A 12,739-nucleotide genomic window follows, 5' to 3' on the forward strand; every position below is an offset into this window, starting at 1 on the left:
TTCTTGCGTAAAGACTATTGAATGTAAGTAGATAGGTACTGATGACATTTGGATTTGAATAATATGAGTCAGATCTCGTGATGGTCAATATGAATAGGAGGTTTTGAAATGCTGAAGATGGTAAAAGATCGGGATTGGTATGATAAAATTCATAGAAATCCGTTGTTTATGAACACGTCAGAAAAGGAATTTGATCAGCTATTACTTGAATGTAAGCTCAAGATGTATGAAGAAGCGGAGAGATCTAACTATTTCAAAACACCTCAGGAAGGTTTACTCGTCGTGTTGAAAGGGTCCGCCGAGGTTCAAATAGAGGGGCAAGATGGCAGCTCAGTCACACTAGAATTTATTCAAGAAAATGAAGTCATTGGCTTTTCCAACTTTGCTTACTACTTAGGGGAAATGGACCGACCGCTTGATAAACATCATATTGATATGGTCGTGGCTGAGGGCTCCGTTTGTCTCCAAGTTCCGTATGAAGTGATTAAGCATCGGATGGACGATCAACATGTGCGGGATTATGTCTTACGTAAAATGTCGATTCGTTTGGCGAATGTCTATACCTCATTAGGCGAACAAGTGCGTTTGGCTGATGAATATGGTGAGAGTGAACCGTATGTCCGTCGTGTACAGGATTTCATGAGCAGTCCAGTCGTGACAATTCATGCGGAGGCAGAAACGAAAGAAGTAGCTGTGTTGATGATTAAACACTCCATTAGCTCTATAATTGTTACAGACCAGTCTGGCAAGTTGCTTGGAATCGTGACGGAAAAAGATTTGGTTGAACGAGTGATAGCGGGTGGTGGTTCCGCAATCGGATTAAAGGCGAAAGATGTCATGACGAAAAAACCGCATACGGTCAAGGTTACTGATTATTATTACGAGGCCTTGACTAAATTTTATAAATATGGAATCAAGCATTTGCCAGTAGTTAAAGCAGGGAAGCCTGTCGGTATTGTGACATTTGCTACATTGATGACGAAACGCGATCGTAATTCGATGAATATCTTAAAAACGATAGAAGAAGCTTCCTTTGAAAATTTGCCTGTCGTTAAAGCGGCAATTTACGATGTGTTATCCAATTTAATTCAGGATGAAATTTCAACCATCCATACACTGGAAATCATTACAAAGTTCTATGATCGTTTAGCGAAGCATTGCGTTATGCTGGCTGTTCAATCACTTGAGGATCAAGGGAAAGGAACACCGCCTGTAGCATTTGCTTGGTACCAGATGGGCAGTGGTGCACGTGGAGAGCAGTTTATGCTGACCGATCAGGATCACTTCCTTGTCTATGAAGATGTATCGAGAGAGGAATCCGAGCAAGTAGAGAACTATTTCGAACTTCTTGGCAACGAAATTGTCGTTCACCTTGAGCAAGCAGGCTATACTAGATGTATCGGATTCATGATGGCGAGTGAATCGCAGTGGCGTGGCACGATGGCAATTTGGCACGAACGCATTCGCCAGTGGGCGCTACGGTCTACACCTGAACAGATCTTGCTCGGTTACAACTTCCTGTCATTCCGTTTTCTCTACGGTGAAACTACTGTCAATGATCGCTTTGTTCTAATGATTCAAGATTTGTTGAGAAAATCAGCTACATTTATTTACTATATGGCACAACAGGAAAAAGAGAAACCAATACCACAATTGCAACAAAACTTTTTGACTATTTTCAGGGGACGCAGTAAAGCAGATGTAATTGATATTAAGAAACATGCTCTATTCCCGCTTCATCATTGTTTGCAAATTTTAGGAGTCAGCAATGGTATCATTAACGCAACACCTCTTGAGATTATCTCAGCTTTGCAGAAAAAGAGAAAAATCACGAAAGACTTTGCGGAGGAAATTCGTCATGCATATGAAATATCTTTAAGTATGAGAATTTCCATGTCGTGGGAGAAACACTTACGAGATGAGAAAATTTCTACAGAAATCGACTTGCGCAAACTAAGAAGATGGGAATTAAACGAATTGCGTACAACGCTAGATACAGTCAGAGCACTTCAATCACATTTATTATCAAAACTTTAAGAAAGTATAGATAAAGGTCCCTGTACAAAATTCGCGCATATTGTACTATATAGGTAGGGGGCGATATCATGTTTTGGAAGAAGAAAAAATTAACGTATGAATTACAACAATCAATACAGCTAAATACGCCGCTGCAAGATATGAATTTCACAGTGTTTGATACAGAGACTACTGGTTTTGCAATTGGTGCAGACGATCGAATGATTGAGATAGGTGCCGTACAAGTTGAAGGATTTGAGGTTACGGATCATGTATTTCAAACATTTGTGAATCCGTCAAGAGATATTCCTCCTATCATCAGCAAGCTGACCACTATACAGCAGTCACAAGTGGACCATGCCCCTATGCCTCTTCCAGCTATTGAAGAATATTTTGCCTTTATAGAAAAACATAAAAGTGCGGGCTGGGTTGGACATCATGTCAGTTTTGATGAAATGGTGATTAAAAAAGAATTAAGCCGTCAGAAATGTACATTTCAAACCCCTACATCATTCGATACGATGCATTTGATTAATTATTTGGATCCTACAGGTGAGCAACAGGACTTGGAAGATTATGCACGTCTATTCGGCACAGAAGTGTTCGAACGACATCGTGCATTAGGCGATGCGTTGACAACGGCATATGTATTCACGGCACTACTTAGAAAACTTGATCGTCAAGGCGTGAAGACATTGGCGGATTTACTACGAATTAAAAATGGTGGAGCACAAAAATTTGTTTCTCAAACGTAAATTCAGTTATCGGCTTCGCCATTCAATGAAACTTGAGTGGCGGGCTTATTTCGTTGTTGTGGTATAGTAGAAATTACAGAGTTGCACAATGGGTGGAGGACGTGGAGTTATGAATAAACGTCAAGCGATTTTATTGATCGTCATTATATTGGCTATTGCAGTGTATTGCTGGATATTGTTTGTTGAATTACCGAATAAGACTGTGGAAGAAGCAACGACATACATAGGGTCTTTAATTAGCTACATTGTATAGAAAGGGAGTAGATACATATGGATATCATCATCATTACAGGTGCATCAAAAGGAATCGGTCAACAATTACTTAGCCAATTTACAGAAACAGGGGCAACCGTCTATGGTTTGGCACGGACGAATCCAGATCAGCTACACACAATGTATGAAGTAGATCTCATGGACTGTGAAAAAGCAACTGCCATTCTTGGGGGCATAGTTAGTCAACATCTGGAGGATGCTAGTTCTTTCACGCTGATCAACAACGCCGGTATAGTGGATCCGATTAGCTTGGTAGGTTCATTGGACACTCAGAAAGTGGAGCAAGCCATTAAAGTGAATTTAACGGCACCGATTCAATTAATGAATGTATTTATCGATTCATTGAAAGACTTCAAGGGAACGAAAAAGATCATGAATATCTCTTCCGGTGCAGGCCGCAGTGCGTATGAAGGATGGGGGATTTATTGTACGACGAAAGCTGGACTCGATCAGTTTTCACGTGTCATTGCATTGGAGCAAAAGATGGCAGACTATCCAACAGGGATTGTTTCCATCGCGCCAGGAATTATCGATACGGGTATGCAGGAGACGATTCGTTCCTCATCTGAACAACAATTTCCACACTTGAAAAGGTTCGAGACATATAAGAGGGAAGGCCAGTTAAGTTCAGCCTCTGAAACGGCAGAAAAACTCGTGCGATTTGTGAACGAAGTGGACTTCCTGGAAATCGACCCTATTGCAGATATTCGTCAATTTGATTGATAAAAACCCGTCGCCACTTTACTTGTGGCGACGGGTTTTTATGATTCTCCGGTTTCTAACTTCCGCACTTCCGTAAAATCTTTCATTTTCTCGAGTGCAAGTAGAAACGGAGGGTTTCTTCTCTGATTTAGCAATTCGTAGCGGATCGCATGCACATCACCTTGGTGCAGTGTCGAAACATAGTCAAGCAGTGCATCACGTTCTTCAATTCCACCTTCATGTCCATCATATACAGTGATTGTAATAATTCCGGACTTTTTCAGCAAACATAGTAACGCATCGATTGCCGCAATCGTGGAAGATGGCGTCGTGATAATACTAAGATCTTCACTGTATGGTAAATATCCTAAGTTGAACATAGCGCCGCTAATCTCACCTTGCACGTATTGGCGGACATTCGCATGGCTGTCATGAATGAGTGTAGCGCGATTCGCTAGCTCACCAAGGTGTCGCTCCGTTGTCTCAAGTGCTTGCTGCTGAATATCAAATGCGAAAACTTGTCCTTCGTCCCCAACTAAGTTCGCTAAGAAAAGGGTGTCATTGCCATTGCCAGCGGTCGCATCGACAACTGTATCTCCAGGCTGCACGCGTTCAGTAATTAGCCGTTTCGCAATCGGCAGTACGCGGTGCAGTAATATATTTGTCACATTATTTCACCTCTTGCAGATGTTTTTTCCCTTGCCAACTATTACGTCTTTCCAATTCTTCATCAATTCCATTCAGGACTTCCCATTTCGTGACGCTCCACATCGGTCCAATTAATAAATCGATTGGGCCGTCACCTGTAATGCGATGCACGATCATTTCGGGAGGCATGATTTCCAGTTGATCAACTACTAAATTGATATACGCTTCTTTCGTTAAAAATTCCAGTTTGCCTTTTTCGTATTGCTTTACCATAGGTGTTCCTTTTAATAAATGTAGTAAATGAATTTTGATCCCTTGTACATCCAGTTCGGCAACTGCTTGAGCGGTTTCCATCATCATTTCCTCAGTTTCACCAGGCAAGCCATTGATGATATGGCTACAAATATTAATATTGTGTTTACGTAACTTATCGACACCTTCTTTATAGCATTCGAAATCATGCGCACGGTTGACGAGTTTTGCAGTCGATTCATGAACAGTCTGCAAACCTAGTTCTACCCATAGATAGGTACGTTCATTGAGTTCAGCTAAATACTCGACTACATCATCAGGCAGGCAATCAGGACGGGTGGCGATCGATAATGCCACAACGCCTTCTTGTGCCAACGCGGCTTCAAACTTTTCTTTTAGAACAGGAAGAGGGGCGTGTGTATTCGTATAGGCTTGGAAATAGGCCATGTATTTCGCATCTTTCCATTTTCGCTGGGAACGTTCTTTGATTTCAGCGAATTGAACTTCAATTGCATCTACGCGATCTCCTGCAAAATCACCTGATCCCGCCACGCTACAAAACGTACAGCCACCATGTGCAACAGTACCGTCACGATTCGGGCAGTCAAACCCTGCGTCAAGCGCTACTTTGGCGATTTTGCAACCGAATGTATCCTTCAAATGTCTTGACCATGTATGGTATCGTTTCCCTTCACTTGGAAACGGAAGATTGATCTCATTCATTCTGTACAGCTCCTTTACATCAGACATTGTACCATGGAATATACAGTGATATCACATAACAAATCGCAGGAACGATTGAGTTTACGACAAAAAGCAACAGGGAAGGCTTGTATTCAGCGTGCGTTTCGGGTAAACTGAATAAAATAATGAAGGCAATGATGAGGAATAGTACTTTTTACGCTACTTTTTAGAGAGCAGACGGCTAGTGCAAGTCTGTATTAGCGGGGAACGAACTCGCCTTTGAGCCTGTATTGGTGAATACTTGTAACTAATACCGTACTCCGCGTTAAGGAATCAAGTTGGACGGCGTAGTCCGTCAATTTGGGTGGTACCGCGGGAAACTATATAGACTCTCGTCCCTTTATAGAGGGACGGGAGTCTTTTTTATCTGTACGCACCAATGCAAGAAAAGAAATCGAATCATATTGGAGGAGTTTTTGACATGAGTTATAAGCACACGCAAATTGAAGAAAAGTGGCAAAAGTATTGGAAAGATCATGATACATACAAAATGGTTGACGATCCATCCAAGCCTAAATTTTATGCATTGGATATGTTTCCCTATCCGTCAGGCGCGGGTCTGCACGTTGGGCATCCACTTGGCTATATCGCGACAGACATTTTAAGTGCATTTAAACGTAAGCAAGGATATAACGTATTGCACCCTATGGGATGGGATGCATTCGGATTGCCTGCTGAGCAGTATGCGATTGATACAGGAAATGATCCAGCTGAATTCACAGCGAAGAATATTGCTACATTTAAACGCCAAATGCAAGATCTTGGATTTTCATATGATTGGTCTCGTGAAATCAATACAACGGATCCAAGCTATTATAAATGGACGCAGTGGATTTTCATTCAACTATATAAACGTGGTCTAGCGTATATTGATGAAGTAGCGGTCAACTGGTGCCCAGCGCTAGGAACGGTACTGGCGAATGAAGAAGTTATCGACGGTTTGTCTGAGCGTGGAAATCATCCAGTTGAAAGACGTCCAATGCGCCAATGGGTGTTGCGGATTACGGAATACGCAGATCGTCTGTTAGAAGACTTGGAAGATTTGGACTGGCCTGAAAGCCTCAAAGATATGCAACGCAACTGGATCGGTCGTTCGGAAGGCGCACAATTAACGTTTGAAATTGCGGACACTGAGCATTCATTCGAAGCATTTACTACACGTCCGGATACGATTTTTGGTGCGACGTATGCAGTGTTGGCTCCTGAACATAAATTAGTCAGTGCGATCACTACCGATGCACAGCGTGAAGCAGTAGAAAAATATATTGAATCCGTAAAATCAAAAAGTGATCTTGAGCGTACGGATTTGGCAAAAGACAAATCAGGCGTATTTACCGGGGCATATGCAATCAACCCAGCAAGTGGTGCGAAAATGCCGATTTGGATCGCGGATTACGTACTGGCAACGTATGGTACAGGGGCGATCATGGCAGTTCCTGCACATGATGAGCGTGACTATGAGTTCGCGAAAAAATTCGATTTACCGATTGTGGAAGTTGTTGCAGGCGGAAATATTGAAGAAGAAGCGTATGCAGGAGAAGGCGAGCACGTGAATTCGGACTTCCTAAATGGATTAGGGAAAGAAGAAGCTATTGCAAAGTCCATTGAATGGTTCGAAGAGAATGGCACGGGCGAACGCAAAATTACGTATCGTCTGCGCGATTGGTTATTCTCTCGTCAGCGTTATTGGGGCGAGCCAATTCCTGTTATCCACTGGGAAGATGGCACGATGACTACTGTCGATGAAGCGGAATTGCCGTTGATGTTGCCGGTAACCGATAATATTAAGCCAAGCGGAACAGGTGAATCACCACTTGCAAATATTACGGAGTGGGTCAATGTCGTCGATCCAGAAACAGGTATGAAAGGTCGTCGTGAAACGAACACGATGCCACAATGGGCAGGAAGCTGCTGGTATTACTTGCGTTATATCGATCCTCATAATGATGATATGATCATCGATCCGAAGTTGGCTGAGCGTTGGTTGCCGGTTGATATCTACGTAGGGGGAGCGGAGCACGCAGTTCTGCATTTATTGTATGCTCGTTTCTGGCATAAAGTATTGTACGATATTGGTGTTGTACAAACGAAAGAGCCGTTCCAAAAGCTCTTCAACCAAGGGATGATCTTAGGCGAAGGACATGTGAAAATGTCTAAGTCGCTAGGTAACGTCATCAATCCGGATGATATCGTTCATTCACACGGTGCAGACACATTGCGTATTTATGAAATGTTCATGGGACCACTGGATGCGTCAAAAGAATGGTCTACAAATGGACTAGACGGATCTCGTCGTTTCCTCGACCGTATTTGGCGTCTGCTCGTCAATGAAGACGATACATTGACAGATAAATTGACGGATGAAACTGGCGGACCTTTAGAGAAGGTTTATAATCAGACAGTCAAAAAAGTTACGGAAGATTACGAAGCCATGCGCAATAACACAGCGATTTCTCAATTGATGGTATTCATCAATGAAAGCTATAAAGCAGAAAAGTTGCCAAAAGCCTATATTGAAGGATTCCTTCTGTTAATTTCACCTATCACGCCACACTTGGCTGAAGAACTGTGGTCAAAATTAGGTCACACGGACACAATTGCCTATGCACAGTGGCCGACATTTGATGAAACAAAATTATCGGATGACACAGTGGAAGTAGCGGTACAGATCAACGGTAAGATTCGTGCGAAAATTACTGTAGCCAAAGATAGCTCGAAAGAAGAGTTAGAGCATGTGGCTTTGGCAAACGAAGACGTGAAGCAGTGGATGGAAGGTAAGGAATTGAAGAAGATTATTGCGATTCCTGGACGCCTTGTAAATATTGTAGCGGGTTAATGAAATGCAGAAAGCCGGTTGGAGATTTTCTCCAATCGGCTTTTTTTTGTAGAATGGGTTTTGTGATTATCATATTTATGGACTATATGCTTTATTTTGTTGGTGAAGTGCTGAATCGGTCAGGGTAAGCGCTCTATCGTACGTCTCAACCGCTCTAAGTAGACGTTCAAACGCTCATACTATTATTGCGTTTGACCCAATAATCCCGCATTCATTCCCGCCAGGCGTCCTGTCACAAGAGCGGCAGTAATATTATAGCCGCCCGTATAGCCGTGAATATCTAAAATCTCTCCACAGAAGAACAATCCGATTTTTTTACGTGATGCCATCGTCTTTGGTTCTACTTCTTTTACTGAAACGCCGCCGCCCGTAACGAATGCCTTCTCGATCGGTTGTGTGCCTGTAATATGTACAGGGAACGTCTTAAGAAGCTTTGCGAGTGTACGTATAGCCTCACGCTTAATATCTATGCCGATTTCGGTTTCCTCGATTTCCGCTTTCTTCAATAAAAATAGCAACCAACGTTCAGGCACGAGACCTTTCAATGAGGTTTTCACTTGTTTTTTTGGTTCATCTTTTAAAATTTTTGCGATGGTTTGTGTCAATTGTTCTTCATGTTGGTCAGGTAGTGAATCAATTTGCAGCAAGACAGGCTGTTTGCCGTTCTTCATCTGCTCTTTGACCACATATTGGCTGCAGCGTAAAATCGCGGGTCCACTTAATCCGAAATGGGTGAAGAGCATGTCCATTTGATGGGTAACAAGCGTTTTCCCTTTTTTATTCAATACAGACACTTTGACGTCACGTAACGCAAGTCCTTGTAAATCTTTTGAGACAATAAATGGTTCGCGTGACAGCAACGGAACTTCTGTTGGATACAATGTCGTTACGGTATGGCCCGCCCGTTCAGCCCAAGGGTATCCGTCTCCCGTACTGCCTGTTTGTGGAACGGCTTTGCCGCCAACTGCTACGACTACTGCATGTGCGCGTACTTCTTCACCGTCTTCTAACCGAACACCGAGAACCTTTTCATCATCCATTAATAATTTCTGTACTCGGCTTTCCAATCGTATGTCCACGCCTAGTTCATCCATTTGATTTAATAGGGCGTTGATGACATCTTTTGACTTATTTGAAACGGGAAACATCCGTCCGTGATCTTCTTCTTTTAACGGAACGCCAAGGCCTTCGAAGTAGTGGATGATATCTTGGTTGTTAAAGACAGAGAACGGTCCATATAAAAACTTGCCATTTCCCGGAATATGTTTGATGATTTCTTCTTGTGACAGTCGATTTGTGACGTTACAGCGACCACCGCCTGAAATGGCAAGTTTATTGCCAAGTTTACGTCCTTTTTCAATCAATAAAACCCGCTTTTTTTGTTCGGCTGCTGCAATGGAGGCCATTAACCCTGAAGGTCCGCCACCAATTACGATTACATCATACATTGTAGAACCACTCTTTCATTTCATTTTGTCTTTCATTATACACCATAAGGGCATGGTTGCTTTTTGATTTGGACTTTAGATAAAGATTGTGCAAAAGCGTGTCGAGGGGTAAACTATACAAGAATCTCTTTAGGAATGGAAGGAATCAATTATGGCATCAAATTTATTGAAAGGCACGGCCATTTTAACGATTGGCTTATTTTTATCGAAGGCACTCGGCTTACTCTATGTAATTCCGTTTTATGCAATCGTTGGAGAAAAGAGTGTCGGTCTCTATCAATATGCATACATACCTTACAATCTAGCACTGGCGGTCGCGGTATCCGGGGCTCCGCTCGCCATTTCAAAGTTTGTCTCTAAATACAATGCGTTAGGTGATTATGCGACCGGACGGAAATTAATGAAATCGGGCATGCTCGTCATGTCTTTAACGGGCCTGCTGTCATTTCTTGCGTTGTTCTTCCTAGCGAATCCGATTGCGGAACTCGTCATCAAAGATGAAGAACAGATTTTCACGGTTCAAGATATTGCAACTGTCATTCGTTGGGTCAGCTTTGCTTTGCTGGCAGTACCGTTACTTAGTATCGCCCGTGGATTTTTGCAAGGTTATCAAAAGTTCGAACCGACTTCTGTTTCCCAATTAATTGAACAGATTGTACGCATCATTGTTGTGCTCGTCGGAGCTTTTGTGGTCGTCAATGTACTGGATCTATCGCCGAAAATCGCTGTCCAGTTTGCCGTGTTTGCTGCGTTTATTGGAGCACTCGCCGGGTTATGGAGTCTTTACTATTACTGGAGAAAATATCAGGATGAATTTGATTATTTGTTATCGAATAGTCCGCCAGCGAGTTCGGTGTCGTTGAAACAAATTTATACGGAAGTCCTCGCGTACGTATTGCCATTTGTATTGGTCGGAACGATTAATCCAATTTATCAATTCGTCGACATGATTACATTTAACGGCGCTATGAAATCAATCGGGCTTTCAAGTGTATCTGATTTATATTTAACAAAGCTGAATTTTTTAACACATAAGATTGTGATGATTCCCGTGATGGTCGCAACTGGATTTTCTATGGCGCTCATCTCCATTATCACAAAGGATTATACGTCTAACAATCAAAAGGGCGTCACACGATCACTCGATCAAACGTATCAGATCATGCTGTTCTTGACGATTCCAATGGTGATTGGGTTAATTGTTTTAAACAGTGAAGTCTATCAATTCTTATATGAGTACGATGTAGCGGGAGCGAGTGTCTTGGCTTCCTACGCACCGGTAGCGATTCTATTTGCGATGTTCACCGTAACGGCTGCCATCTTGCAAGGAATTGATCATCATAAATGGATTGTCTTCACTTCATTGCTCGGATTGCTAGTGAAAATGCTCATCAACATTCCGCTGATTAAATTGTTTGAAGTGAACGGCGCAATTATCGCCACCGCCATTGGCTACTCGGTAGCAGTGTGTATCAATTTGTACGTCATTAAAAAAGCATTGAATTATAAATCTGAAATGGTCATCAGACGTTTGTTTTTAATAGTGGCTTTCAACGCAGTGATGTTTGCTGGAGTTTGGCTGACGAATAAAGGCTTGAATATGACGCACATTCCAGTAGGACGCTGGCAAGCCCTGTTGTATGTCATGATAGGATCAGGTGTTGGAATGGTGATTTATGGATTCTTGGCTATCAAATCAGGACTTGCACAACAATTATTTGGAGATCGTCTAACACGTATGATGAGACGCTTTGGACTTGGAGGATAATCAATGAGACTGGATAAATTATTATCAAACACCGGCTATGGTTCACGTAAAGAAGTTCGACAACTGTTGAAAAAAGGAATGATTCGGGTCAATGGGGCAGTGATGAAAGATCCTGCTCAGCACGTGGACCCGTATTCCGATGCGATTTCCCTGTTAGGTGAAGAAGTATTGTATAAAGAATTCATCTATCTAATGATGCATAAACCGCCTGGTGTCTTGTCTGCGACAGAAGATCACCGTGATCAAACAGTCGTTGATTTGCTTGCGGGCGAAGATCGGCATTTCGAACCGTTTCCGGTAGGTCGCTTGGATAAAGACACAGAAGGATTATTACTTCTGACAAATGACGGGAAACTGGCGCATAATTTATTGTCACCGAAGAAAGAAGTGCCGAAAACGTATTATGCGAGAGTGGCTGGAATGGTAACAGAAGAAGATGCAGAAGCTTTTGCGCGCGGAGTGATTTTAGATGATGCCTATGCAACGAAGCCTGGCATTCTACACATATTGCATTCTGCTGAAGAGTCGGAGATTGAACTGACGATTACAGAAGGTAAGTTTCATCAAGTGAAGCGGATGTTTGAAGCGGTAGGAAAAAAAGTGGTGTATTTGAAGCGGTTAACGATGGGACCGCTTGAATTGGATCCAGAATTGGAACTAGGTGAATACCGTGAGTTAACAGATGCGGAATTGCTACAACTAAAAGAAGTAGATCGTTCCAAGCAAAAAGGCTGATGCAAAAGCATCAGCCTTTTTGCGTTGTAAATTTGTATATAGGAGGCTACATCAGGAAGATAATTTCACTTTCTTGGACGTCGTCGTCCATTCGCCGCGGACTGAGCTCTTAATCAATTCATTGTACTCCAGAACATTTAAGTCACGTTGTGCAGTGCGGGGTGAAATATTGAATTCCTCCGCCACGGCCTCCGTTGTTACTTTTCCGTTATCCCGAATGAACAGATAGACATCTTTGATACGAATTAACATGCGATCGGTAGCTGGGTTCATTTAAGAAACCACTCCTTCATCTTCATATTTTCACGCCAACATTTCAAAAGAAGATTGTTGGGGTATTCTTTGATTTTACCTTTCCTGATTCGCTCCTTTTATCTACGCTATGCCAGAATAATAAGTGAATGATTCTGACAATAGTAGTATAACGTATTTTATATAAAAGCGCACATGTTTTCGCTTATACTTTTGAATAAATTAGAATAAATAGTTTACTAGTTACCGAGTTAGCTGTTCTTAAGAGATGAAATAGAAAAAATGGCTCTCACTCTAATAAGGTCTAATT

11 protein-coding genes and 1 other annotated feature are annotated in these 12,739 nt (G+C 42.2%); of the genes, 7 read left to right on the forward strand and 4 right to left on the reverse strand.

Annotated features, from left to right (window positions below):
- Positions 1–108: 108 nt before the first annotated feature.
- The 4 genes from CSV75_RS00835 (at position 109) to CSV75_RS00845 (ending at position 3,767) form a co-directional block, all read left to right on the forward strand.
- Positions 109–2,037, forward strand: a complete 1,929-nt coding sequence (locus tag CSV75_RS00835) for a DUF294 nucleotidyltransferase-like domain-containing protein (protein WP_099674359.1) — start codon at positions 109–111, stop codon at positions 2,035–2,037.
- Between the two features lie 68 nt (positions 2,038–2,105).
- Complete coding sequence (locus CSV75_RS00840) at positions 2,106–2,771, forward strand: 3'-5' exonuclease (RefSeq protein ID WP_099672540.1); 666 nt, start codon at positions 2,106–2,108, stop codon at positions 2,769–2,771.
- 109 nt (positions 2,772–2,880) lie between these two features.
- Complete coding sequence (locus CSV75_RS16170; protein WP_158231554.1) at positions 2,881–3,024, forward strand: hypothetical protein; 144 nt, start codon at positions 2,881–2,883, stop codon at positions 3,022–3,024.
- A gap of 17 nt (positions 3,025–3,041) precedes the next feature.
- Positions 3,042–3,767, forward strand: coding sequence for an SDR family NAD(P)-dependent oxidoreductase (locus tag CSV75_RS00845; RefSeq protein ID WP_099674360.1), 726 nt, complete (start codon positions 3,042–3,044; stop codon positions 3,765–3,767).
- Positions 3,768–3,805: 38 nt separating this feature from the next.
- On the opposite strand, the gene mnmM is transcribed toward CSV75_RS00845, so the two are convergent.
- Together mnmM and mnmL are read right to left on the reverse strand one after the other, a co-directional pair.
- On the reverse strand, positions 3,806–4,414 hold the full coding sequence (mnmM, locus tag CSV75_RS00850; protein WP_099674361.1) for a tRNA 5-(aminomethyl)-2-thiouridylate-methyltransferase MnmM: 609 nt from the start codon (positions 4,412–4,414) through the stop codon (positions 3,806–3,808).
- Between the two features lies 1 nt (position 4,415).
- Positions 4,416–5,369, reverse strand: coding sequence for a tRNA modification radical SAM protein MnmL/YtqA (gene mnmL, locus CSV75_RS00855; protein ID WP_099674362.1), 954 nt, complete (start codon positions 5,367–5,369; stop codon positions 4,416–4,418).
- 146 nt (positions 5,370–5,515) lie between these two features.
- Positions 5,516–5,733: a binding site (T-box leader), on the forward strand.
- A gap of 78 nt (positions 5,734–5,811) precedes the next feature.
- On the opposite strand from mnmL, the gene leuS reads away from it, so the two are divergent.
- Entirely contained in the window at positions 5,812–8,226 is a 2,415-nt protein-coding gene (leuS, locus tag CSV75_RS00860; RefSeq protein WP_099674363.1) for a leucine--tRNA ligase, read from the forward strand.
- A 182-nt stretch (positions 8,227–8,408) separates the two neighbouring features.
- Here leuS and CSV75_RS00865 read toward each other — a convergent pair whose 3' ends face one another.
- Positions 8,409–9,674, reverse strand: a complete 1,266-nt coding sequence (locus CSV75_RS00865; RefSeq protein ID WP_099674364.1) for a BaiN/RdsA family NAD(P)/FAD-dependent oxidoreductase — start codon at positions 9,672–9,674, stop codon at positions 8,409–8,411.
- Between the two features lie 151 nt (positions 9,675–9,825).
- Here CSV75_RS00865 and CSV75_RS00870 point away from each other — a divergent pair, with 151 nt between their 5' ends.
- Together CSV75_RS00870 and CSV75_RS00875 are read left to right on the forward strand one after the other, a co-directional pair.
- Positions 9,826–11,442 carry a putative polysaccharide biosynthesis protein gene (locus CSV75_RS00870; RefSeq protein WP_099674365.1) on the forward strand — a complete coding sequence of 539 codons (1,617 nt, stop codon included), beginning with the start codon at positions 9,826–9,828 and terminating at the stop codon, positions 11,440–11,442.
- A 3-nt stretch (positions 11,443–11,445) separates the two neighbouring features.
- Positions 11,446–12,177 (forward strand): pseudouridine synthase, encoded by a 732-nt coding sequence (locus tag CSV75_RS00875; RefSeq protein ID WP_099674366.1) that lies wholly within the window; start codon positions 11,446–11,448, stop codon positions 12,175–12,177.
- Between the two features lie 51 nt (positions 12,178–12,228).
- On the opposite strand, the gene CSV75_RS00880 is transcribed toward CSV75_RS00875, so the two are convergent.
- Positions 12,229–12,450 carry a DeoR family transcriptional regulator gene (locus CSV75_RS00880; protein ID WP_099629597.1) on the reverse strand — a complete coding sequence of 74 codons (222 nt, stop codon included), beginning with the start codon at positions 12,448–12,450 and terminating at the stop codon, positions 12,229–12,231.
- Positions 12,451–12,739 lie beyond the last annotated feature (289 nt).

The sequence above is a fragment of the Sporosarcina sp. P18a genome, from assembly GCF_002743135.1.
Classification (GTDB): domain Bacteria; phylum Bacillota; class Bacilli; order Bacillales_A; family Planococcaceae; genus Sporosarcina.